Origin of the sequence: Aquipluma nitroreducens, assembly GCF_009689585.1 — a bacterium.
Taxonomy (GTDB): domain Bacteria; phylum Bacteroidota; class Bacteroidia; order Bacteroidales; family Prolixibacteraceae; genus Aquipluma; species Aquipluma nitroreducens.
Window position 1 is genome coordinate 611,261 of the sequence record NZ_AP018694.1, and the last position, 24,242, is coordinate 635,502.

At 38.5% G+C, this 24,242-nt stretch carries 20 protein-coding genes; 11 read left to right on the forward strand and 9 right to left on the reverse strand.

All coding sequences use genetic code 11. The annotated features are described in order from the left end of the window. Positions 1–92: 92 nt before the first annotated feature. From ruvX to AQPE_RS02540, 3 genes are all read left to right on the forward strand, one after another. Positions 93–515, forward strand: coding sequence for a Holliday junction resolvase RuvX (gene ruvX / locus AQPE_RS02530; protein ID WP_318349474.1), 423 nt, complete (start codon positions 93–95; stop codon positions 513–515). Next, the gene (def, locus tag AQPE_RS02535; RefSeq protein WP_318349475.1) at positions 512–1,063 is read left to right on the forward strand and encodes a peptide deformylase; all 552 of its coding nucleotides are present in this window, start codon (positions 512–514) and stop codon (positions 1,061–1,063) included. Before ruvX ends, def begins: the two co-directional genes overlap by 4 nt. A 122-nt stretch (positions 1,064–1,185) precedes the next feature. Continuing rightward, positions 1,186–3,174, forward strand: coding sequence for a ComEC/Rec2 family competence protein (locus AQPE_RS02540; RefSeq protein WP_318349476.1), 1,989 nt, complete (start codon positions 1,186–1,188; stop codon positions 3,172–3,174). A 485-nt stretch (positions 3,175–3,659) separates the two neighbouring features. On the opposite strand, the gene AQPE_RS02545 is transcribed toward AQPE_RS02540, so the two are convergent. Continuing rightward, positions 3,660–4,223 carry a DNA-3-methyladenine glycosylase I gene (locus AQPE_RS02545; protein ID WP_318349477.1) on the reverse strand — a complete coding sequence of 188 codons (564 nt, stop codon included), beginning with the start codon at positions 4,221–4,223 and terminating at the stop codon, positions 3,660–3,662. Between the two features lie 325 nt (positions 4,224–4,548). On the opposite strand from AQPE_RS02545, the gene AQPE_RS02550 reads away from it, so the two are divergent. From AQPE_RS02550 to AQPE_RS02580, 7 genes are all read left to right on the forward strand, one after another. Then, positions 4,549–6,507 carry a tetratricopeptide repeat protein gene (locus AQPE_RS02550; protein ID WP_318349478.1) on the forward strand — a complete coding sequence of 653 codons (1,959 nt, stop codon included), beginning with the start codon at positions 4,549–4,551 and terminating at the stop codon, positions 6,505–6,507. Between the two features lie 40 nt (positions 6,508–6,547). Beyond that, on the forward strand, positions 6,548–7,831 hold the full coding sequence (locus tag AQPE_RS02555) for a replication-associated recombination protein A (protein ID WP_318349479.1): 1,284 nt from the start codon (positions 6,548–6,550) through the stop codon (positions 7,829–7,831). Between the two features lie 251 nt (positions 7,832–8,082). Further along, positions 8,083–8,838, forward strand: coding sequence for a polyphosphate polymerase domain-containing protein (locus AQPE_RS02560; RefSeq protein ID WP_318349480.1), 756 nt, complete (start codon positions 8,083–8,085; stop codon positions 8,836–8,838). Positions 8,839–8,848: 10 nt separating this feature from the next. Continuing rightward, positions 8,849–9,520, forward strand: coding sequence for a DUF4956 domain-containing protein (locus AQPE_RS02565; RefSeq protein ID WP_318349481.1), 672 nt, complete (start codon positions 8,849–8,851; stop codon positions 9,518–9,520). Then, positions 9,517–10,179, forward strand: coding sequence for a DUF2490 domain-containing protein (locus AQPE_RS02570; RefSeq protein WP_318349482.1), 663 nt, complete (start codon positions 9,517–9,519; stop codon positions 10,177–10,179). The genes AQPE_RS02565 and AQPE_RS02570 overlap by 4 nt, the downstream gene beginning before the upstream one ends. Before the next feature lie 72 nt (positions 10,180–10,251). Further along, positions 10,252–11,088: a 3-deoxy-8-phosphooctulonate synthase gene (gene kdsA / locus AQPE_RS02575; RefSeq protein ID WP_318349483.1), complete on the forward strand. Its 837-nt coding sequence runs from the start codon at positions 10,252–10,254 to the stop codon at positions 11,086–11,088. A gap of 3 nt (positions 11,089–11,091) precedes the next feature. Beyond that, positions 11,092–11,496: a Dabb family protein gene (locus AQPE_RS02580; RefSeq protein ID WP_318349484.1), complete on the forward strand. Its 405-nt coding sequence runs from the start codon at positions 11,092–11,094 to the stop codon at positions 11,494–11,496. Between the two features lie 13 nt (positions 11,497–11,509). On the opposite strand, the gene AQPE_RS02585 is transcribed toward AQPE_RS02580, so the two are convergent. From AQPE_RS02585 to kduI, 7 genes are all read right to left on the reverse strand, one after another. Beyond that, positions 11,510–12,367, reverse strand: coding sequence for a peptidylprolyl isomerase (locus AQPE_RS02585; RefSeq protein ID WP_318349485.1), 858 nt, complete (start codon positions 12,365–12,367; stop codon positions 11,510–11,512). A gap of 24 nt (positions 12,368–12,391) precedes the next feature. Further along, entirely contained in the window at positions 12,392–13,624 is a 1,233-nt protein-coding gene (locus AQPE_RS02590) for a nucleoside recognition domain-containing protein (protein WP_318349486.1), read from the reverse strand. 95 nt (positions 13,625–13,719) lie between these two features. Further along, positions 13,720–15,507: a RagB/SusD family nutrient uptake outer membrane protein gene (locus AQPE_RS02595; RefSeq protein ID WP_318349487.1), complete on the reverse strand. Its 1,788-nt coding sequence runs from the start codon at positions 15,505–15,507 to the stop codon at positions 13,720–13,722. Between the two features lie 37 nt (positions 15,508–15,544). Next, positions 15,545–18,721, reverse strand: a complete 3,177-nt coding sequence (locus AQPE_RS02600) for a SusC/RagA family TonB-linked outer membrane protein (protein WP_318349488.1) — start codon at positions 18,719–18,721, stop codon at positions 15,545–15,547. A gap of 693 nt (positions 18,722–19,414) precedes the next feature. Further along, positions 19,415–20,215, reverse strand: coding sequence for a gluconate 5-dehydrogenase (locus AQPE_RS02605; RefSeq protein ID WP_318349489.1), 801 nt, complete (start codon positions 20,213–20,215; stop codon positions 19,415–19,417). 26 nt (positions 20,216–20,241) lie between these two features. Further along, a complete protein-coding gene (locus tag AQPE_RS02610) occupies positions 20,242–21,483 on the reverse strand; it encodes a DUF2264 domain-containing protein (protein ID WP_318349490.1) in 1,242 nt (413 codons plus the stop codon). 9 nt (positions 21,484–21,492) lie between these two features. Further along, complete coding sequence (kduI, locus tag AQPE_RS02615; RefSeq protein WP_318349491.1) at positions 21,493–22,335, reverse strand: 5-dehydro-4-deoxy-D-glucuronate isomerase; 843 nt, start codon at positions 22,333–22,335, stop codon at positions 21,493–21,495. A gap of 157 nt (positions 22,336–22,492) precedes the next feature. Here kduI and AQPE_RS02620 point away from each other — a divergent pair, with 157 nt between their 5' ends. After that, on the forward strand, positions 22,493–23,518 hold the full coding sequence (locus AQPE_RS02620; protein ID WP_318349492.1) for a LacI family DNA-binding transcriptional regulator: 1,026 nt from the start codon (positions 22,493–22,495) through the stop codon (positions 23,516–23,518). A 222-nt stretch (positions 23,519–23,740) separates the two neighbouring features. On the opposite strand, the gene AQPE_RS02625 is transcribed toward AQPE_RS02620, so the two are convergent. After that, on the reverse strand, positions 23,741–24,184 hold the full coding sequence (locus AQPE_RS02625; protein ID WP_318349493.1) for a DUF4293 domain-containing protein: 444 nt from the start codon (positions 24,182–24,184) through the stop codon (positions 23,741–23,743). Positions 24,185–24,242: the final 58 nt, after the last annotated feature.

Here is a 24,242-nt window from a genome sequence, read left to right on the forward strand (position 1 = left end):
TTTTACAAAATCATCCAGATTAATACTTCTTATTCTCAAATCGGAAACTTTCTTATTCAAAAAGTACTATTTTTGCGACAAAATTGAACCTTGTGGGACGAATATTAGCCATCGATTACGGAAAAAAACGTGTTGGAATTGCGGTTACAGATCCGATGCAGATGATTGCAACACGTTTAACTACTGTTTCGAGTCATGAAATCTGGATCTTCCTGAAAGACTACTTTGCAAAAGAAAGTGTCGAAAAAGTAATTGTAGGATATCCGATGCAAATGAACAATCAGCCCTCCGAAGCCGTTCTGTATATCAATCCGTTTCTGAAAAAGTTTCAGAAAGATTATCCAGACATGCCTTTGGAACAGGTTGACGAACGATTTACATCTAAAATGGCATTTCGGACTATGATCGATGCCGGATTGAAAAAGAAAGACAGGCAGAATAAAGGAACAATTGATGGGGTTAGCGCCACCATTATTTTACAAAGCTATTTAGAACAAAAAAATTACATTAAATGATTTATCCGGTTACCGTATTTGGCGATCCAGTGCTTCGAAAAAAAGCACAACCAATTACAAAAGATTTTCAGGATCTGAAAGGTTTTATACAGAACATGTTTGACACTATGTACAATTCGGATGGTGTCGGGTTAGCTGCGCCTCAGGTTGGGCAAGCTGTCCGCATTTTTGTAATTGACTCGGATGTTGATGATGAAGATGAACTTCCCGGAATAAAAAAAGCGTTTATTAATCCAGAAATCGTCGAGAAATCAGGCGAAGAGTGGGTTATGAACGAAGGCTGCCTAAGTTTACCTGAAATTCGCGAAGACGTTCTGCGTCCTGAAACGGTAAAAATTAAATACGTGGACGAAGAATTCAATGAACACATTGAAACATACAGTGGATTTACCTCGCGGGTAATTCAACACGAATATGATCATTTGGAAGGTGTAATGTTTGTTGACTATCTTAATCCACTAAGGAAAAGGATTCTGAAGAGCAAATTATCAGCGATTTCCAAAGGAAAGGTCATTCCAAAGTATCGTATCAAAGTTCCCGGAAAATAAAACAAGACCGTTTCATTAGTAAAAAAAGGCCATTCGTGTAAAAAATCGGACATTCAGAAAAATTTAACTTTTCAGAAAAAACCAAACATAAGTTTCTGGCGTAACTGGTAAAAAAGTCAAAAATGCCAGTTACAAGAAGCTTTTTCCAGAAGATTCCTTTTATTCGTATAACCAGCCTTTTTCTGATTGGCATTCTGGTCAATCATTTCTTCATTCTTGATACACGCCTGATTGCCATTGTTCTGGCGATCCTGATTTCGACACTGATTTTATTCTGGCATAATAGTAATTTTGTTTCCATCCAGATTCAAAATGCAATACTTGCGCTAACCATAGCACTTTTGGGAGCTTTTTATCCGAATCATTCCGTCCAAGAAAAAGATCTTGATTTTAGCAGAAAAGACTATTATTTGGCTGAAGTTTGCCAAAAGCCAGGAGAAAAAGCAAAGACTTTCCAAACCATCCTGATCATTCAAAATGATAAATTAAAAGCGCCCGAAAAAGTCATTGCCTATTTCAGTAAGGTCGGATTTGATTCAACAATAACTACCGGAAATCAGTTAATTATCCTCGCCAAACCGCAAGCGATCAAGAATGCCGGTAATCCGTTTGAATTCGATTATCAGTCATTGATGCACCAGCGAAACATATGGTTTTCTGTTTACCTAACAAATGGAATGTATTTAAAGACTGGCCACCAGATTACTCATATTCGCAATTTATCCGAAAAAGTTCGGGATCGCCTGATTGCGATATTGAATGAAGCTTTGCCCAACAAGGAAGAGCGATCAGTGGTTTCGGCGCTGACTTTGGGATATCGGACAGAACTTGCCCAGGATACTCTTGATTATTTCGCATCGACAGGTGCAATGCACGTATTGTCAGTTTCAGGATTACATGTAGCCTTAATTTACATGATTCTCGGATTTCTGCTGGCTTTTCTGAAACGGGGAAAAATTGAACCAATTATATTCTCGGTGGTCATGATTTCGTTTTTGTGGATTTATGCCTTTATTTCAGGATTTTCACCGCCAGTTCAGCGGGCAACGGTAATGTTTACCTTTGTTATTATTGGAAATGGAATCAGAAGGCCTGTTAATATTTATAATTCGCTTACCGCTTCTGCCCTATTCCTGATTTTGCTAAATCCAAACGTTCTTTTTGATGTTGGATTTCAACTCTCATACCTCGCCATATTGGGGATAGTCCTTATCCAACCGGTACTATACAATATTCTTGAGCTAGCTAATCCAATTCTAAAATGGACATGGAGCTTATTTACAGTTTCTGTAGCGGCACAGCTCATGACTTTTCCACTGGGATTATTCTACTTTAATCAATTTCCGAACCTGTTTTGGCTAAGCAATTTTATAGTCGTTCCAGTTACAACTTTTATTATGTGGTTTGGTATTGCCTTTTTTATATTCAGTCCTTTTCATAGCCTTGGTTTATTCATTGGTAAAATCATTCAAAAGCTAACATACGCAATGCTTGCGGCGCTTAAAGAGATGGATGCACAGCCAATTGCTGTTTCTAAAGGAATTATTATATCAACATCACAAGTATGGCTTCTGTACGGTGCAATAGCGATGCTTTTAATTTACGTATTCTCGAAAAAGAAACAATGGTTGTTCTATGAACTTTTCCTGATCATAGCGTTGCAATGCTCGGTACTGGTAACGAATTTCAAGTTCCTGAACCAGAAGCATATTTTTGTTTATAACACCCGAAATACCATGATCCACCTGATAAACGGGCGCAACAATTACCTGATAACAAATGGTTCAAAAATTCCTGAAAATGATTTAAAAATGACACAAAAAGTTATGGCTCAACTAAAACTTAATAATCCGGTTATTCTTGATAAATCCAGCATTAACAATTTCCATTCGGTTGATTTAATTCTGGATGGGAATAATCTTCAATTTCTAAACTACCTAATCAGCTTTAAAGCTCAATCAAAATTTCGAAACTCCGATATTATATCATTCCGAACACAAGATAAAAACATAAACATTTCCACCGGGTATTCAAATTCCAAAGTAAATCAGGAATTTACGATCAATTCTTACATAAAATCAGATGGTGCATATATTCTTAATTTGAAATAATGATTCAATTTCAGGCCGGTTTACCTTGACTTAGGCCCGCAAAACATCAAAAGAAGTATCGCGCAATACGAAAACAGAAACAATCTATATCACAAACTATTTTTTTTTGAATCCTGAAGAATACATCTTTTGAAGTTTAAACGAAATGAATTTGATTGAAAAGAAATAAACAACTGATTTACTTCAATTTGAACCTAACACCAAGACCATCAACTTAACAAACAGGAAACATTACACAAACAAATTAATGTTTTTCAGCACATTTATTAATGTTCGATTAACACCTATCTCATCTCAACAGTCTATCTTTGTAACGTTATCACATTTCATAAGTTAGGTTTGATTAGTTTTATTGGTTTAGTTAGTTTAGTTAGGTTTAGTTAGGTTTAGAGAAAGGGTAGATTAGAGAATCTATCCTTTTTTCTTTTTTAGCGACCGACACTTCAGCCGATAATCCAAATTAATCTCAAGGCAATCTCCTTTTATTAACGATTGTCCGGATGGCAAAAACAACTCACCAAATGGTCATTAATTACACCGGTTGCCTGCAAATGTGAATAAACAATGGTAGATCCCACAAACTTGAATCCCCTTCGTTTCAAATCATCGCTAATACGATCGGAAAGTTCCGTTTTAGCTGGTATTTCTGAGAGTTTAGCCCAACAATTAACAATTGGCTGATAATCAACAAAACTCCACATGTACGAGTCAAAACTTCCAAATTCTTCAACCACCTCAAGAAAACGCCTGGCATTATTAATACTTGCTTCAATTTTCAATCGGTTTCGGATAATTCCTGAATTCAACATCAATTCTTCAACTTTTTGCTGATCAAAACCAGCCACTTTGTCAACATCAAAATTTTCGTACGCAATCCTGAAAGCTTCCCGCTTTTTTAGAATAGTTATCCAGCTTAAGCCAGCTTGCATACCTTCTAAAATCAAAAATTCAAACAACTTTTGATCATCATGCAAGGGTTTTCCCCATTCTTCATCGTGATAGTTTGAATAAATCTCATTCTTTTGTGACCACTCGCATCTGTATAGCATAACAATTTGATTTCTTAAATATTCATATTCTGATAATTATAAACAATATAGGAAATACAATCAAAAAAAGATTGTATTGGCGATTGTATATCAAGGTTAATCTTTTCAAAAAATAATTAAATTCCCAAAAGAAATCCATTTCGGGTAAAATATTATTTTTGCTATGTATAAATTGCACCGCCTGAAACGTACGAGCCATAGCGCTTTTCGTTTAAAATGGCAGCACAAATAAATGAATTAAAAGTAATTTCGAAGTGGAAGCCTCCCTATCTGTGAGTTCCATAAGAACGCACAGATATACAATACATTAACACCATATCGTCGAGTGAAAAAACTGATATTTATACTTTTCATACTAAGTTCAAATCTGACTTTCAGTCAGTTGAACATCAGCTATTACATGGAAGTAGGCGAAACGCGCATTCAGATCGGTAATTATGTTGGGGCCATCGAAAATTTCAATATTGTAATTCGGTTTAGGCCACACTTACCCGAGCCTTATTATTTCAGAGGAGTTGCTAAACACCAGCTTGAGGACTTTCGCGGCGCTATTAAGGATTACGACAAGGCCATTGAAATAAAACCTTTCTATCCTGACGCATTCATGAACCGTGGATTAGCTTACTTACAAATTAATGATTTTGCAAAAGCTATTGCTGATTACGACCGGGCAATTGAGCTCAATCCCAACGATGCAAACATTTACAACAACCGGGGGATTGCCAAAATTTCGATGAAAGATATTGATGGAGCGATTGCTGATTACAACAAGGCGCTGAAAATCAATCCGAAATTTACGAATAGCTTCATCAACAGAAGTAATGCGCTTTTGATGAAAAATGACATTAAAGGAGCAATTAAGGATTTAAATCAGGCTATTATAATCAGACCTCATTATGCAAACGCCTATTTATTAAGAGGTTTAGCCCGATTCGAGCTAAATGATTATGCTTCGGCGCTGCGCGATTTTGATCAGTGTATTAAACTTGACCCCCAAAACGCGAATGCGTTTAATAACCGCGGTATTGTAAAGCAAAAACTTGAAGACTTTAAAGGGGCCATAAACGATTATAATCTGGCATTACAACTTGATCCGACAATGGCAAATGCCTATATGAACCGCGGAATTGCCAAAGAAAATCTAAAAATTCAAGGCTTTGAGCAAGATTATGCCATTGCAGCCAAACTCGATCCCAAATTTGCATTCAATCCGAAAGATGTTGATTATAGTGCTTTAGCTCAGGCAAATAATAAATCAGGACAACCTGCACAACAAAATCAAGCTCAGGCACAAGCGACATCTCAAAGTCAGGCCCAAACAACTCAAAATCAAAACACAACGGGGCAAAATACCGGCACTACAGCACAAAAGTCTGATCCTGATGAAAATGCAGAACCTAAAAAAGAAACCAAGGAAGAAAGAGACCGAAGACGGTACAAATTGTCGCTTGCCGATACACGCGATTTACCCTCAGCAAAAGAAGAAGTGGTTGATGATGGCCGCATTCAGAACAAAAATATTGTGATCGATTTACAACCCATATTCGTCCTCTCGTCGCATAGCAAAAACTCTTCAGATTATGACCAGATTCAATATTATAACTTTGAGCTGGAAGCTATTAATAATTACAACAATTATGATCCGGTGGTTACAATCTCCAATAAACCAGCCATTGATCAGACAAACAATTATAAAAACTACATTTTATACTTCAACGAGCGAATAAAAAACAACAGTCAGGAAAGTATGAATTTTTTGAGTAGAGGTATTTTTTATTGCCTGATTGACGATTATACCAGCTCGATGAACGACCTGCAAAAAGCCATTAATCTGAATGGCAAAAATGCACTGACCTATTTTTCAAGAGCCAATTGCAGAATGAAAATGGCCGATCTGGTTGAAGTGATCAAGCAAACGTCTGATGCAATTAAAGTTCCGTTAAAAAGCAATCCAAAGCAAAAAAACGAAACTACAACAGAGACGATAACAGATTACACCGATGTTTTGAACGATTATGCAAGCTGTCTCCAGATTAACCCGCAATTTCCGTATGGTTATTTCAATCAGGCATTTGTGAAATGCAAATTACGCGATTATCAAGGCGCTTTGGCCGACCTGAATAAAGCGATTGAAATTGAAAAAGATTTCGCTGAAGCATACTTTAATCGTGGATTAACTAAAATTTATCTGGACGATGTTGAAGGCGGTGCCATGGATTTAAGTAAAGCCGGTGAACTGGGAATTCAGGATGCCTACAATATCATTAAACGGTATTGCAATTAACTGTATCTTCGGCTGAGGATAAAAATCAACTCGAAACACTATGCAATTTGCCAACCAACCTCTTGCCGAACGCTTGCGACCCGCAACTTTAGACGATTATATTGGGCAGGAACACCTGATTGGTGAAGGAGCTGTTTTGCGCAAAATGATTGAATCTGGCAAAATCTCATCCTTTCTTTTATGGGGACCTCCGGGTGTTGGCAAAACAACTCTGGCAAAAATTATTGCCAATACACTAAACAGACCATTTCATACATTAAGTGCCATTAATTCAGGAGTTAAGGACATTCGGGATGTGATTGAAAAAGCGCAGCGAAATCAATTTTTCAACCAGCCAAATCCTATCCTTTTTATTGATGAAATTCACCGTTTCAGCAAATCGCAGCAAGATTCGTTACTGGGGGCTGTAGAACAGGGAATTGTTACACTGATCGGTGCAACAACCGAAAATCCATCTTTCGAAGTGATTTCGCCACTTTTATCGCGTTGCCAGGTTTATGTACTTAAACATCTGGATAAAAAAGACTTGTTAAAAATCGTTGAAATGGCCTTGACCAAAGATCCTTATCTGAAAACAAGGAAGATCGAAATCAGGGAAGATGAAGCTTTGCTGCGTTTCTCGGGCGGCGACGCCCGCAAGTTGCTCAATGTGCTTGAACTGGTCGTAAATGCTGATGAAAACGAAAATACAATCATTACCAACGACATAGTCATTGACAGGCTTCAGAATAACATGGCTATTTACGATAAGAACGGGGAAATGCATTACGACATTATCTCTGCCTTTATCAAAAGTATGCGTGGAAGCGACCCTGATGCTTCGGTTTACTGGCTTGCCCGCATGATTGATGGTGGTGAAGACGTAAAATTCATTGCCCGGCGGATGTTGATACTTGCAGCGGAAGATATTGGACTTGCCAATCCCAATGCTTTACTTCTGGCGCAAAGTACCTTCGATGCTGTTCATAAAATCGGTTATCCAGAAGCCCGGATCATACTTTCGCAATGCGCCATTTACCTAGCCACTTCAGCAAAAAGCAATTCAGCATACATGGCCATTGATGACGCGCTTGCTCTTGTAAAATCAACTGGCGATCTACCTGTGCCACTGCATATTCGCAACGCTCCAACTAAACTTATGAAAGAGCTGGGCTATGGAAAAGATTACAAATACGCCCATTCGTTCGAGAAAAATTTTGCTGAACAAGATTTTCTGCCTCAGGAAGTTAAAACGCACCGATTTTACACTCCCCAGAATAATCCCCTTGAAATAAAAATACTAGAACGTTTAAAAAGCCTTTGGGGAAAACGTTACAGCAAATAAGGGTCTAGCAAGAATCACCGCAAACAAAAAAATCGGGGTATCCTAGTTTTCTGATTTTTAACGGGATATTACAAATCGATTAAAATATCTTGGCAAGAAAAGTAGGGTCACAACTTGCATTCTCGGATTTGTAAATGTAGAACAATTGTGCAGCTATGATTCCGCATATAATCAAGAAATGATTAATTAGAATTAAAACATTATTACAATAAAAAAGAAAAAGAGTAGTTTCGTACAAGCTAGACCAAACGATGAACTTAATTCAAAATACCATACAATCCTTTAACAAAGTGGCTTTGGCTGATTTGGACCAAGTTAAACTCATGAACAGGATTGATCAAAAGTTTTGTTTACATATAACATATTTACCAGCTATTTTAGATGCAATTCGGAGTCATTATTCGGTTTTAGCCATCGAAGGTGAAACTATTTTCGAGTACGACAATACATACTTTGACACGGTAGATGATCAAATGTTTCTCAGCCATCAAAATGGCAAACTAAACCGATTCAAAATCAGAATCCGAAAGTACGTGCAAACCAACAATAACTTTCTGGAAGTAAAATTCAAAAATAACAAAGGACGGACAATCAAAGAACGCATGGAACGATCAAATTTTGAGTCGAATTTTACGCACGATGAACTGAGCTTTATCAGCAAAACAACATCATGCTATTCGGGTCTGAAAATCGAGCCTAAAATCAGAAGCTATTTTAATCGACTCACATTGATCGATAACGAATTTACGGAACGGATAACTATTGACTTCGTCCCAGGATTCAAAAACGACGAAAGAGAAATAACTCTTAACAATCTGGTTATTATTGAAATAAAACAAAGCAAAACGGCGAAACCAACATTAATTATTAACGCTCTGAAAGAAAATAAAATCAGGAAGCAAGGGTTTAGTAAATATTGCATTGGGCGCGCCTTACTCGAAGAAAATATCAAGAAAAATAATTTTAAACCACTTCTGATTAAGATCAGAAAAGACTATTACAACTAAACAATCAATTATGCGCTTATTGAACGTGGTGTTACAAATTGTACAGAGTTCCGAAGAGTTAAAATTTTTCGGCATCAAACTAATTAATATGGAAGACTTCTTGTCGTTATTGATAAGGTTTTCGCTTAATCTGCTCGTAATAGTTGCCATTGTAGTTGGCTTATATGCAAAAAACAGCAAACGCAAAGACTTCTACTTCAGCTACATTGCGGTAAGTATGGTTATATTTTTGCTTTGCTTTCTGTTGGTCAGTGTAAAAATTGAGTTGGGCTTTGCGCTCGGGCTTTTTGCGGTTTTTGGAATTATCAGATACCGAACAGATGCCATTCCTATCAAAGAAATGACCTATCTGTTTGTCGTAATTGGGATTTCAGTAATCAATGCGCTTGCCAATAAAAAAATCAGTTATGCCGAGTTGATTACAACCAATCTGTTAATTGTTGGTGGTTTATATATTCTTGAGAAAATTCTCCATCTGCGACAAGAAATCTCTTACCGGGTTATTTACGAAAAGATTGAAAATGTTCAGGCAGGAAAAGACGATGAATTACTTGCCGACCTAAAACTAAGAACTGGAAAAAACATCAAACGATTTGAGATAGAACGTATTGATTTTCTGAGAGACGTTGCTTACATCAATATTTTCTTCGATATTAATGGCAAAAACAAATCAGACCTATGAGAATCAGAATCTACCTACTCCTACTAGCCATTCTATTCAATTTCGTTAGCTATGCACAAACCGATCCTTCAACCTGGATTGAACTGGGTTTTAGTAAGAAGGTTGTTAAAAACCTGAAAGTTGAATTTAATCCGGAATTAAGGCTGTTTTGTGATTTTAAGATGGATACCTACATTTTGGAAGGTGGGCTTTCATACAAACTTCACAAATACCTCACTATTGCAGGATATTACCGGTACGAAAAAGAATGGGATTATAAAAAAAGTACCGGTGCTTATAAAGGTCAGGTAGCATCAAACCGAATAGCCTTTGACGCAAAATCTGGATTTGATTTAAATCGATTCGATTTCCAATTCAGGTTAAGATACACCAATGGCGCTGACTTTGACCAAACCACTGATGACAAAGCGTCCTATTTCAGATACCGTGCAAAAATCGACTATGATATTAAAGGGAGTAAATTTGCTCCTTATTTTTCAGTTGAAGCTTTTCACGATTTGATTTTAGATCATGTTGACAAAGTTCGATATACAGGTGGATTGAGTTATCCGATAAATGACCGCCATGAACTTGGCTTGTTCTACAGATTTCAGGATTATTCTGAAGCAGATAAATCTGGTACAAATATCATCGGAATTGGCTACAGCTTGAAATTTTAATCACTAAAATCCAATAACCCGGAAAGACAAAACAGAAAACGGCTTCCATTTTTATTTGAAATGAGCAGTTAAATGAATTATCTTCGTGAAAAATATACGACAATGATCCCAAGATTAAAATACGAAAATTCCAATTTTCTTCTGTTGGCCGGACCCTGTGCCATTGAAGGCGAACAAATGGCAATGGAAATTGCTGAAAAAATCGTTGCGATTTCAGAGAAGCTTCAGATACCCTATATTTTCAAAGGCTCGTACCGAAAAGCCAACCGGTCAAGACTCGATTCATTCACAGGAATTGGTGATGAAAAAGCGCTTAAAATTCTCAGGAAGGTGAGCGAAACTTTTGATATCCCAACAGTAACAGATATTCATACAGCACTTGAAGCCTCGATGGCTGCTGAATATGTTGATATGCTGCAAATACCGGCTTTTTTATGTCGCCAGACTGATATTTTGGTTGCTGCGGCTGAAACAGGCAAAGCCGTTAACATTAAAAAAGGCCAGTTTTTATCGGCCGAAGCCATGAAATTTGCGGTTAACAAAGTTCGTGAAAGCGGCAATGACAATGTATTTTTAACTGAACGTGGTTCAACTTTTGGGTATCACGACTTAATTGTTGACTACCGTGGAATTCCGGAGATGCAGCTCAACAACTGCCCCATTATACTCGACATTACCCATTCCTTGCAGCAACCGAACCAATCGAGCGGAGTCACCGGTGGACAACCCCAGTTGATTGAAACCATTGCCCGCGCCGGAATAGCCGTTGGTGTTGATGGAATCTTTATCGAAACACATCCTGATCCGGCCAATGCAAAATCGGACGGTGCAAATATGTTGCAGATTGATTTACTCGAAGGACTTTTAACCCGGCTTGTACAACTCAGGCAAGTCGTTAAAACATTCTAGGATATGGAAACCAGACGAAATTTTGTAGCCAAAATAGCTGCAGGAATGGCTGCAACAGGACTCATTTCAGTTTCAAAAAATGCGAAAGCAGGAGAAGCTCCAATAAAGAACATTTTTATTCATCATGTATTTTTTTGGTTGAATGAACCAGAAAACACTGAAGCCCGGAAACAATTTGAATTGGGATTGCAAAACCTGATTAAAGTTCCGCAAATTCGGTCGTACCACATTGGAACTCCGGTAGAATCACCCCGCGAAGTGGTTGACGATTCGTTTACATATTCATACATGGCTTTTTTCAAAAGTAAAGAAGATCAAAACACCTATCAAACCCATCCGATACATCTTCAATTTATTGAAGATTGTCAACACCTTTGGAAAAAGGTAATCGTGTATGATGCGATGTAAAAACCGAAAATAATTAGTACCGTTTCCTTTTGATCAATTGAACCTTGATTATCCGCACATCCTTTACCGGACGATCGTCGGTTTTTCGGGTTTCAACACCAGCAATCTGGTCAACAACATCCATTCCCTTCAGTACTTCGCCAAAAACAGTGTAGTTTTGATCGAGATGCGGACTACCGCCTATTGTCCGGTACACCTGCCGGTGTTCTGCCGGAATGCGATAAGGAACCATTTGCGCCAGTTCAGTTTTCACCAGATCATTGATTTGCGATTCGAGAATTAGAAGACTATCATTTTTGCTTTCAGCCAAACCTAATTGACGCAACCGACTAACGAGCTTTTGATTTGCCGCATTACGAACAACATGGTTATATGCCCGATAATAATTGATTCGCTTCTCACCAACGTCAATCAAACTATCTGACAATGCTTTCCGCTGTATAAATGTAAACTGAGTACTGCTTGAAGCCTGTTCCGGATTTTCCAAATCCCCTGTCCGGGCTGCATTAACAGCTCCTCGCTTATGAAAATATTGTTTCTTGATTTCAGCAGGAATAACATAAGGTAATTCACCATTTCCAAGCGAAGCATCAGGCAGTGCATGCTTACTTTCAGGATCACCCGTTTGTATCAAAAAGTTATTGATTACACGATGAAAAATGATACTGTCGTAAAAGCTTTGGTTAACCAATTTCAAAAAATTATTCCGGTGTAAAGGAGTTTCATCATACAGTCTGAAGATAACTGAACCTTTATCAGTTACCAATTCAATATCGCGGTTCAAATCACGTTTTCTGACTCCATCGGCAATCCAGGGATTACAGCCATAAAACGCCAATAAAACTATAATTATTGATAAAATTCTTTTCATCGGGTTTGCTTCAGGATTTAAGGTTTAATGAAAGAACATGTAAGCGATCAGAATGGCTGCTACTGCGCCGACAAAATCAGCAATTAACGCACATGTCAGTGCATATCGGGTATTTTTAACGCCCACCGAGCCAAAATAAACCGCAAGAATATAGAAAGTCGTATCAGATGAGCCTTGAATGGTGCAAGCCACCCTTCCAACAAACGAGTCGGCTCCGTACATCTTCATCACATCAACCATCATTCCTCTTGAACCACTGCCACTCAACGATTTCATCATGGCCGTTGGCAATGCAGGAATAAAATCGGTATTGATTCCCAATTGCTGAAAACACCAGGCAATTCCGGAAATAAACCATTCCATTGCTCCTGAAGTTCGAAAAACGCCTATAGCAACCAATATTGCAATCAGGTATGGAATAATCATAACAGCAGTATGAAATCCGTCTTTTGCGCCTTCAATAAAAGCATCGTAAACATTTACTTTCTTTCGAAAAGCAAGCAACATAAAACCAATAATAATCGAAAAAATAAACAGATTGCTTGATACACTTGATATCGTCTGAATCTGTTCCTTAGGTAATCCGGAAAAAAACCAGATTATTCCTGCAATAAAAAGAGTCAGGCCACCAATATAAGAAATTATAGTCTTATCAATCAGATTAATTTTCTGATGCCATGCAACGGCCATTAATCCGGCTAATGTCGCGAAAAAAGTTGCCAAAAGTACAGGTATAAAAATATCGGAAGGATTAACTGCGCCGAGTTGAGCCCGATAAACCATAATACTGATAGGAATAATTGTCAAGCCAGAAGCATTCAAAACCAAAAACATAATCTGAGCATCAGAAGCAGTTTCTTTGGTTGGATTTGTTTCCTGCATTTCCTTCATTGCCTTCAGCCCCATTGGAGTAGCAGCATTGTCGAGATTCAACATGTTTGCTGCAATATTCATCATTATTGACCCATAAGCAGGATGTTCTTTCCCTAACGATGGAAATAACTTATTGAAAAACGGGCCTACAAAACGTGAGAATATTTTAACCACGCCCCCTCTCTCTCCTATTTTCATAAATCCCATCCACAAGGTCAAAACACCGGTTAAACCAATAGATATTTCAAAGCCTGTTTTAGCCATCTCAAACGACGAATTCATCATTTGAGAAAAAATAGCGACATCACCAAAGAAAATGAGTTTAACCAGACCAATAACAAAAGCAACTACAAAGAAGAAAATCCATATATAATTCAGCGCCATGCCATATAATTAGGTATTACGCACTAAATATATATAAAAAAGCGGCTGCTCCATACCCAGATGAAGCAGCCGCCATTATAAATTAACCAAATAGATTAGTAACCTGTATTTTGTTTTAAAACACCAGGTTCCAAATCAAGTTGAACTTGAGGAATAGGTTGATATTTATCCTTTTCATCAAATGTAGCACCTTTCATTACAAGTGGTCTTACTCTTTGATCAGCAGCGGCAAAAGCTTCCAGAGTGGCTTTCATACTACCTGGTTTAGCTTTATCCCAACGTCTCAAATCGAAGAAACGCATACCTTCAGTTGCAAATTCAAGGCGTTGTTCCCATTGAACAGCCCTCATGGCTTCATCTTTATTTGCAAAAGCAGTATATGTTCCAATTTTATAATTGGCAGCAGGAACAGTGAAGTCTACGTATTGTTTCCATGTATCACCATCATTAATAGACTTATCACCCAGCTTATAAAGATTAACTTTACCCATAACAACTTCTTTACCAGCTCTGGTACGTATTTGATTAACATAATTTAATGCAGTAGCCAAATCGCCTTCAGAAGCAGCAACTTCAGCTCTCCACAACAAGATATGACCCAAACGAAGGTAACGGAAGTTGTTGGCATTGATACCTGTCTGCCAACCTGTAGTTGTTGATAAGCTATTGCGTTCAGCTTTGTAAAAGAACGTTTTTTCAACAGTTACATAAGGTCCACCCCATGCCTGGTCGCGGATCCAGTCAGAACCACGCATAATACCCCAATCCATGTATGGAAGTCCACGGCGACCCATAGTAAAGTCGATACGAGGATCAAGCAAATCAGTAGCTGGAATAAATTCATCACCTGAAGCGATACCTGCGTCATTCTTTAAATCGGTATTGTTAAAGGTATCAAACAATGGTAAACCAGCAGCATCAACTTTGAAAGCATTGGCCAGGTTCTGAGTTGGCTGGTGGAAACCGCAGCACATACCCAATTCAGGAGCATAAGGCGCATTTAAGCCAATTCCCATTTCACCATTCAAAGATTCGTTGATGTCATTCACATTCCGTTGGATTTCAAAAATTGATTCTGAATTGTTATTTTTTGCAATACGGAAGTTGTCAAAGAATTTGTCAGCCAATGTAAATCCGCCATTAGTGATAATGTCGTCTAACAAAGGTTTTGCACTTGCATAATCTAATACCTGCATATAAGCGCGGGCAGCCAGAGCTTTTGCAGCCCATTTGGTTGCACGGCCAGGTTGTGACTGCTTGGCAGGAAGGTTAGCGGCAGCAAATGCGAGGTCATCTTCGATGAATTTCAAAACAGCACCTGCAGGATTGTCATTACTAATTGTATTAGCAACATCAACCTTATCTTCAGGGATCAATGGAATTTTATCGCCAAAAACCAACCAGCTTTCGAAATAATACAGGCCTCTTAAAAAACGAGCTTCAGCTTGTAATTCAGTAGCTGTTGCAGCGGCTAAGGTTGGAGTTTTAGTAATTACATTCAAAACAATATTACAACGGTTAACACCCATTCCAATATTTAACAACCATTTATCCGCAGGATAATTGTTTGTTGTTGACATATTCCATTGTTCTATTTCATTAACTGGAATCTGGTCGCCAATGTATGAACCTTTACCAGCATCGTCAGATGCAACGGAACCATAGGTCCAGTTTGTGATAGATGCACCCCAGCTAACAGACCATAAAGCTGACCCTTTAACCATACTATAAGCTCCGGTCAACAAAGCATTAACGCCCTTTTCGCTATAGAATACATCTTCGGAAGTCGATCCAAGCGGCTTTTTGTCCAAAAACGAATCAGCGCAAGAGAAAGATATGGCCATTAGAAAAACGGAAGCCATTATAATTGATAATTTTTTCATATCATCCTTTGTTTTAAATTAATACTATTCACAAATATTACAGACCAAGGGTCAAACCCAATGTAATCTGACGAGGTGTTGGCCATGATCCTTTGTCAACGCCCATCCGGTTTCCTTCTCCAGCAGTGTTTGACAAGGTATTTACTTCAGGATCGAGACCACGGTACTTAGTAAGGGTGAACAAGTTTGTTGCCTGTACATACACTCTCAAACTTTTCATCTTTACTTTGTCGAGGATATTTTTTGGTAATGTATAACCCAATCTCATTGTCTTAAGTCTTAAGAAAGATCCGTCTTCAATAAAGGCGGTAGAAGCCTCCTGTGAACGTGATGCTCCATCAAGCATAGGCAATCTGGCACCAGTGTTTGAAGGTGTCCATGTATCATTAAGAGCATCTTTGCTTAATCCACCAACGAACTGACCGTAGTCGATCCAGCGGCTTACGTAGTTGATCAAGTCATTACCATAACTTCCGTAGAAGAACATATTCAAGTCGAAAGCGCCATAACCCAAATCAACGTTTAAACCTCCAACAAACTTAGGATGAGGGTCGCCGATAAAAGTACGGTCTTTGTCCATTGTAATTAAGCCATCACCATTTAAATCACGGTATTTATAGTGACCTACTGTGGTGTAGTCAGCAAACTGAGGTGCAGCAGCAGCTTCAGCAGCTGTCTGAATAATACCATCGGCGATTAAACCATAGAACATTGGATAAGCCATGCCTGAAGTAGCACGGGTATATTCAACCTGACGTTCTGAGTATCCAACAACTTCTTTTAAATTGTTTGAAAGAGATACAACTTCGTTTTTATAATGCGACCAGGTAGCATTCAAAGCATAAGATAATTTGCCTGCCAATGCAGTATTGTGGTAGCCAACTTCAATATCAATACCGGTATTTTTCATTTCACCAATGTTAACGAAAGGTGGAGTTGCAGTACCCATTACCTGAGGTACACTTAAACGATAAAGCATATCCGAAGTTTTCCGCTGCCATACGTCAACAGATGCAGTCAACTTTTTATTCAACATAGATGCATTAACTCCAGCGTTGATTGTTTGAGTAGTTTCCCAGCTTACATCAGCATTACCTTTTGTTGATGGTTCAAATCCAGCAATAGCAGAGGTTGGTGATCCATTTAAATTATAAGCAGCAGTGTAACCATTAGTTCCAAAGGTTGAATACATGTTGTATTCTCCAATCTGGTCGTTACCTGATTTACCCCAACCTGCTCTAATTTTAAGAAGGTCTAACCATGTTTTTGAACTAGCCATAAAGCTTTCCTTACTAACTTCCCAAGCAGCAGAAGCAGCAGGGAATACTCCGTAACGATTGGCTGCTCCAAATCTTGAAGAACCATCACGACGAACTGTAGCTTCGAAGAAATATTTACCCATCAAGTCATAGTTGGCACGTCCAAACTGAGAGAATAATGACCATGATGATCCGTTTCCATCGTTCACTTTATTTGACTCACCTGAGGTAAGTTGCATATAATCAGGTGCCAATGAGAAGTACTGACTGCGTCCGGCTGACATCCATTGGTAAGTATTATTTACAGCTTCAGTACCTAAAACTACATTGATTGTATGAATGTCTTTAATGGTAGTGCTGTAGTTAAGAGTATTTGACCAGTTCCATAAAATAGAATAGTTCGAGTCAACAGTTAAACCTGGAACCATGTTTGGTTCAGCATTTTCGTAGGTTGGAATGGTATAAGTTTTCGCATTCCACTGTCCCATATTGTATCCAAATAAACTCTTAGCTGTTAAACCTTTCATCAAGGTAACTTCACCGTAAATATTACCGAGTACGCGAAACCATTTGCCATCGTTATTTTTTGCATGATCGAGCATAGCAACAGGATTGGCTGCATTACCAGTTCCAGGAGCTTTTGTACCCGCAAAATTACCCATGATGTCATATACAGGAACAATTGGTTGCATACGGTATGCCATTGAAACCGCATTACCTTCACCATTGTTTGCTAAATCACCATTTTGATGAATCATAATAGCCTGAAGAGATTCTCCAACTTTCAGCCAGTTACCAAATTTAGTATCGGCATTCACGCGGAAATTGTATCTTTTAAAACCGGTATGAATCAAAAAACCTTCTTCGCTCAAATAATTTGAAGACAATGAGTAGGTTGATTTAGCTCCACCACCAGAAATAGAAAGATCGTATTCCTGAATTACACCTGTCCGATAAATTTCGTCAAACCAATTAGTACCTTGTTTGTTGGCCTTAATAATCTGGTTAGTAGGATAGACATATTTAGAAGCATCGGCAGCAGGATCGCCTTCCATAGCAGCTGTAGGCAGAATATAATCAGGAATTACAGGAGATGTTCCATTGCCATATTGGTTGGCGAAAGAATAGCCATTTTTCTTCTGCAGAAACACAGCTTGACCATATTCTGCTGTATTCAACATGTCGTACTGGTTGGTGGCATTTGAAATACCTGTCCGAACAGACAAAGTTACTGTTGCTTCCTGATTTTGGCGTCCGTGTTTGGTTGTAATCAAAATTACACCATTTGCACCACGGCTACCATAAATAGCAGACGATGAAGCATCTTTTAATACAGAAATTGATTCAACATCGTTAGGGTTAATATTATTACCCGGGCCTACCGGAACACCGTCGATAACATACAACGGATCGGCATTATTAATTGTACCAATACCATGGATACGAATTACAGCATCAGAACCTGGAGTATTACCCGAATTTACGGTTACCCCTGAGATTTGTCCCTGCATGCGGCTTACCACACTTGGAGCACTCGATATTTTCATCTGTTCGTTTGAAACAGTTGAAATAGATCCGGTTATCTCCTCTTTCTTACGAGTACCATAACCAACAACTACAACTTCATCAACACTGACAACATCAGCAAGCAAAGTCACCTTAAAACTGGTTTGAGATCCAATTTCAATTTCCTGACTTTTTAAACCAATGTATGAAACACTTAGAGTTTTAGCGTTAGTTGGCGCTGAAAAAGAGAATTTTCCATCCATGTCGGTAATCGTACCGGTAGTAGTTCCTTTAACTACTACGGTAACTCCAGGTATCGGACCTCCGTCTTCACCAATAACCGTTCCGGATAGAGTTTTTTGTTGCGCAAATGAGGTAAGAGCTAAAAAGCACGAGAACAACAGCAATGCTGAAATTCTCCAGATACCTTTTAATTTACTTTTTTTCATAAATTTTAATGTTTAATTTGTGATAATAACGTGATTAGAAACAACTTGATTAAAGAAAGTCGAATGAGTGACTTCTGGATTCTTTAATTTCAGAGACTTACATAGGCATTTAGTTTATATGAATAATTTGGTTCGTTACTCGTTTGTAAAACTCCCTCTGGAGATTTGTTTATCTAAATGCAAACATCAAAACATGAAAAATCAGCCGAAAGGCCTGCGAAATTTTGGAAGAAAACAGACTATTACATCATGAAGATTTAATGATATAAAAAGTCTGATCACTAATAAATAACCAGTTTTCGATCTTGTTCGTGTTTGCGTGCATTAATTCAGTTTTTGCGTGATTGAATTAACGATACTAAAGTATATTAAATAAGGCCAAAATGGTTAATGTTAATATGTGTTAAAAAAAACATTTTACAGACTAGTAGAATTTTTGTGGCATTTTTCAATACCATAAACCAAGTTCACGTAAATTCATATCATTAATTAACAGAAACTTAACACTGAACAACATCAGAATATTTAGTCGGATTTCATTAAAATTCAGTGCGATGGATTGAGAAAATAATTATTTTTTTATCGGATTTATAAAAAATAAAGGGTTAAAATCAGCTGCTATTCCTGATTTTAACCCTTAAATTGATCGGATCACCTATTCTTTAACGAAATAAAAAGACTAAAAACTCCTTTTTACATCGGAATTTCATTTTCACCTTTCACATAACCAAAATTGGCAAGGATACCACCATCAACATAAAGGATATGTCCGTTCACAAAATTACTGGCTTTTGATGCAAGAAAAAGTGCGGCGTTTGCAACATCTTCGGGTTCGCCCCAACGACCTGCTGGCGTACGGGTCATCACCAAATCGTTGAAAGGATGACCATTTTCGCGAATTGGGCCCGTTTGAGCAGTTACAATGTAACCAGGTCCAATACCATTAATCTGAAGGTTATATTTAGCCCATTCGCAGCACATGTTTGCTGTCAACAGTTTTAAACCGCCTTTTGCTGAAGCATATGCAGAAACAGAATTACGACCATAAACGCTCATCATCGAACACATATTTATGATTTTACCTGAACGCTTGGCTATCATTCCCGGGGCAACACGTTTCCCAACGATCAATGGTGCAACCAAATCAACATCAATAACCTGTTTAAAATCGGCAACTGGCATATCAAGAATTGGGATACGTTTAATGATTCCTGCATTATTAACCAAAATATCTACAGAACCAACTTCTTTCTCAATAATTGAAATTCCCCGATCAACATCAGCTTCATCTGTTACATTAAATACAACAGTAAAAACATCGATGCCGGCAGCTTTGTATTGTGCTTTGCAAGCTTCGAGTTTTTCTTCACTCAAATCATTCACACAAATTTTAGCACCTGCCTGGCCCAGCACTTTGCCAATGGCCATTCCAATACCATGAGTTCCACCGGTAATCAGGGCAACTTTTCCGGTTAAATCAAATAATTTATTCATATCGCTTATTTTAAAATTGTTTTGAATTAATCATTAATTGCATGATCAGCTTTAAAATCCAGACCACTCCATATTTTTCTGGAAGTCCAGTCCATCGGAGCATCCGCCCAGAAAGGATCAGAAGGGGGCAAGCCCAGAGGCAATAATCCTACCGAACAGAGGTACAAACTTCCGGTTGAAATGTAGGATTCGGCGATATTGGGTTGATGACCAAAGAAACCAATGCGCAACCAACCGTTTGAATCGAATACACCAGGAGCTTCTATCATTCGCTGAATAACCGCCGATAAAGCCGATCGAACCTGTGCCGGATTTAACTCGTCAGACAAACGATGTTGCAAAGCCATTTGCGCCAACAGTTGAAATGCACCGAATCGGTATGGCAACGAACGTCCGATGGCAGGAAAAGTTCCTTCCGGAGAAATTAAACGTTCTTGAATACAGGCGTAGCGTTGTGCACGCTTAATCACAGTATCTGCAGTCTTTTCGTACTTTGTGCTGTGCTTCATCAATTCGCCCAAAATATCGAGCAACATAGGTTGAATGACATAACTATTGTAATAGTCCCAATGAAAATCAGGACCATCGCCATACATACCATCGCCTTTGTACCATTCCATATGTTTACGGATGGCCAAATCCATTCTCAATTCATCGTGTTGCTCGCTCGCAAAAAGCAAAAAAGCTTCAACCATGGCGCTGAAAAGCAACCAATTACTATATCCGGGAGTAATCACCCGGCTACTTTTCAGCGCTGAAACGATTTGTTGCTGAGTGGTTTGATCCAATTGTTTCCACAAAACATTTGGTGCCCGTAAAATGGCATGAGCCAGAAATGCTGCATCAACCAACGGTTGTCCACCATCGGTGAAATTCATGAAATCAGGCGACTGCGGATCAACCGCCATTTTCATGCTTTTCTGGGCAAGGGCAATATATTTTTTCCGGAGCTGTCCCTCTTCGCTGTTGTCGGCTCCCAATTCCAACCAGGGAGACATTCCTGCCATTAACCTTCCAAATGCTTCCAGATAAGTCACTTTTCGGCGATCAGCATCCATGCCCTGTTTGCATTCAACGGGCATATTTTTTCGAAGTTCACCCTTACTCAGCGACTCCAAAAGAGGATCGGCAATTTTGACAAGTACCTTCAACCAATATTTACGATCGACAACTTCAGGAGCAACAACAGGAGTTGATGCCTGAACCCGGGCAGCCAATGGAGCCAGACCCAGAATGGATAAAAATTTGAATGCGTTTCGCCTGTTCATGAAGATCTTTTATCTTAATTGGTTGGGCTGAACCACATCCATATCGGTGTAATCCATATTTTCGCCAGCCATTCCCCAAATAAATATATAGTTGCTCGTACCGGCAGCCGAATGAATCGACCAGTTTGGAGAGATAACAGCTTGTTCATTCTGCATCCAAATGTGACGGGTTTCCTGAGGTTGTCCCATAAAATGACATACTGCCTGACCTTCGGGAACATTAAAATAGAAATACACTTCCATACGTCGGCTGTGCGTATGTGCAGGCATGGTATTCCAAACACTTCCGGGGCGAAGTTCAGTCATTCCCATTTGAAGCTGACAAGTTTCAACCACTTTACTAATCAACAACTGATTAATCTGACGCTCGTTAGATGTGAGCTGAGAACCCATTTGCAACACATTGGCATCTTTCAAGGTAATGTGGCGGTTGGGTAATTCTTTATGTGCCGGAGTTGAATTCAGGTAAAAACGGGCTGGTTCGCTTGCACTTTCAGATTTGAAAGTGATCTGTTTGGCTCCTTTCCCAATGTATAATGCTTCCTTGAAATCGACCGAATATTTCACTCCATCAACAATTACAGAACCTTTAGCTCCAACATTAATAATACCCAATTCGCGCCGTTCACAGAAATAAGCGGCTTTCATCGGATCAATTGCAGTCAGTTCTAATGGTGCGGTTGCGGGAACTGCGCCACCAGAAATATAACGGTCGTAATGCGAATAAACCAAACGGATTTGGTCGGCTTCCATTACTTTTTCGATCAGAAAATTCTCGCGCAACTGTGCAGTATCATACTTTTTCACATCCTTAGGATGAGCAGCAAAACGTTCTTCAAAAATGATTGACATGGTATAAAATGTTTAATGGTTAATTGTTAACCCAGTTGAACTATAGAATTACAAAGATAAAAGTTATTTACGAATGCGCAATCGATTGCATTTATATTTTAAGTTTCATGTTTAAAAAAGAAATTATTAGCATATTTGTACAAATTACTGAATGATTATGAATAGAAATAAGAATGCCGAACCAACCATTCATGACATCGCCAGAGAGCTGGAAATATCAGCATCAACCGTGTCGCGGGCTCTGAATGATAATCCGCGAATTAGCCTGAAAACAAAGGAAAAAATCAAAGCTGTGGCCGACAAATTGGGGTATCGCCCAAACACACTTGCGTCCAATCTCCGGAACAAAAAATCGAATACCATCGGTATCGTGGTTCCGTTGATAAACAGACATTTCTTTTCATCAGTAATTAGTGGTGTTGAAGATGTGGCATTTAAGGCCGGATTTAATGTGGTTATTTCGCAATCGAATGACCTTGCGGCAAAGGAAATCAGCATTGTGCAGTCAATGTTTTCGAACCGGGTTGATGGACTGATTATTTCCATCGCCATGCAGACAGACACTTTCGATCATTTGAAACTTTTTAGTAAAAAACACATTCCATTGGTGTTTTTCGACCGTGCTGTTCCCGAAATTGAAACCGATAAAATTGTAGTTGATGATTTTGCAGGAGCTTATAGGGTAACTCAGCATTTAATTGATCAGGGATACCAGCGAATTGGCCATCTTGCCGGACCACAAAACCTGACCACCTACCTCGACCGGAAAAACGGTTATATTGATGCACTTCGTAAAAATAGAATAGCTTTCGACGAATCTTTGATTATCGTGAACACGCTGACCAGCGAAGAAGGTGTGCTGGCTGTTCAGCAATTAATGAGCCTGCCGGAACCACCGGATGCCATATTCTGTGGAAATGACACGACTGCTCTCAGCGTTATGATTTATCTGCGGAATAAAGGAATTCGGATACCTGAAGATATCGGAATCGTAGGATTCAGTAATGAACCCTTTTCAAAAGTTGTTTCGCCTTCTATTTCAACCATCGCGCAACCAGGCTTTGAAATGGGACAAAAAGCGGCTGAATTGATTATCCGCAAAATTGAAAATAAAGAACGGACTTACCAGACCATTACATTGCCTACCGAATTGATCATAAGGGAATCATCGAGTAGAAAATAGGAAAAATGTCATTAGTCAATAGCTGTCCTATCCAAAATTTGTTGGACTAAAAACGATATAAAACTGATTGGCGATGGAAAATAGTCATCAGTCATTCGGAAAGTCGCTATTAGAAAATTTTCCAATGACTATTCCAGCCTAACGCAAACAGTGACTTTTTCTTGTTAGTTAAGAGAAAATGTTGATTTGTTATTTTTACTAATGACTAATGACTTTTTTACCTTACCTGATTCTGTCAATGGAACGGATCAACGCTTCGTCTTTATCAATCGCCCGAATGGCCAGATAATCAATAACAATTGCCACAAGAGGTAAAATCGCCCCGATTTTTAAACCGATTTGAGCGCCGCTGAAAGAAAGGTATGTGTAATAAATAAACAATCCGAACAATACCAACAGCATCAGTATTATATAAATAACAATCATTTTTTGGCGTTTGCGGTTCTTAAAACTTGAAATGGCAAAACCATGCAAAGCCATAAGAACTACTATAAAAACGGAGATAGCTATACCACTCTGCTGAACTGCACCATCCAATAAAATTCCTTTAAAATTAAAGGTGTAAATAGCGCCGTCTTTAACGATTTCGGCAAAGGGCAATAAAAACAAAAGACCAAGTAAAAGGGTAGAAACTAAAAGATATACAGATTGAATTCGTTGTATCATAACTAAAATTTTTGTGCAAAAATAAACTTTTTTCAAAGGGTTGTGCAAAAATAATTTT

Coding starts and splice junctions, on each gene's coding strand:
- def (WP_318349475.1), top strand. CDS start 512: ATGATTTATCCGGTTACCGTATTTGGCGATCCAGTGCTTCGAAAAAAA.
- AQPE_RS02540 (WP_318349476.1), top strand. CDS start 1,186: ATGCCAGTTACAAGAAGCTTTTTCCAGAAGATTCCTTTTATTCGTATA.
- AQPE_RS02545 (WP_318349477.1), bottom strand. CDS start 4,223: ATGCTATACAGATGCGAGTGGTCACAAAAGAATGAGATTTATTCAAAC.
- AQPE_RS02555 (WP_318349479.1), top strand. CDS start 6,548: ATGCAATTTGCCAACCAACCTCTTGCCGAACGCTTGCGACCCGCAACT.
- AQPE_RS02560 (WP_318349480.1), top strand. CDS start 8,083: ATGAACTTAATTCAAAATACCATACAATCCTTTAACAAAGTGGCTTTG.
- AQPE_RS02565 (WP_318349481.1), top strand. CDS start 8,849: ATGCGCTTATTGAACGTGGTGTTACAAATTGTACAGAGTTCCGAAGAG.
- AQPE_RS02570 (WP_318349482.1), top strand. CDS start 9,517: ATGAGAATCAGAATCTACCTACTCCTACTAGCCATTCTATTCAATTTC.
- kdsA (WP_318349483.1), top strand. CDS start 10,252: ATGAATTATCTTCGTGAAAAATATACGACAATGATCCCAAGATTAAAA.
- AQPE_RS02580 (WP_318349484.1), top strand. CDS start 11,092: ATGGAAACCAGACGAAATTTTGTAGCCAAAATAGCTGCAGGAATGGCT.
- AQPE_RS02585 (WP_318349485.1), bottom strand. CDS start 12,367: ATGAAAAGAATTTTATCAATAATTATAGTTTTATTGGCGTTTTATGGC.
- AQPE_RS02590 (WP_318349486.1), bottom strand. CDS start 13,624: ATGGCGCTGAATTATATATGGATTTTCTTCTTTGTAGTTGCTTTTGTT.
- AQPE_RS02595 (WP_318349487.1), bottom strand. CDS start 15,507: ATGAAAAAATTATCAATTATAATGGCTTCCGTTTTTCTAATGGCCATA.
- AQPE_RS02600 (WP_318349488.1), bottom strand. CDS start 18,721: ATGAAAAAAAGTAAATTAAAAGGTATCTGGAGAATTTCAGCATTGCTG.
- AQPE_RS02605 (WP_318349489.1), bottom strand. CDS start 20,215: ATGAATAAATTATTTGATTTAACCGGAAAAGTTGCCCTGATTACCGGT.
- AQPE_RS02610 (WP_318349490.1), bottom strand. CDS start 21,483: ATGAACAGGCGAAACGCATTCAAATTTTTATCCATTCTGGGTCTGGCT.
- kduI (WP_318349491.1), bottom strand. CDS start 22,335: ATGTCAATCATTTTTGAAGAACGTTTTGCTGCTCATCCTAAGGATGTG.
- AQPE_RS02620 (WP_318349492.1), top strand. CDS start 22,493: ATGAATAGAAATAAGAATGCCGAACCAACCATTCATGACATCGCCAGA.
- AQPE_RS02625 (WP_318349493.1), bottom strand. CDS start 24,184: ATGATACAACGAATTCAATCTGTATATCTTTTAGTTTCTACCCTTTTA.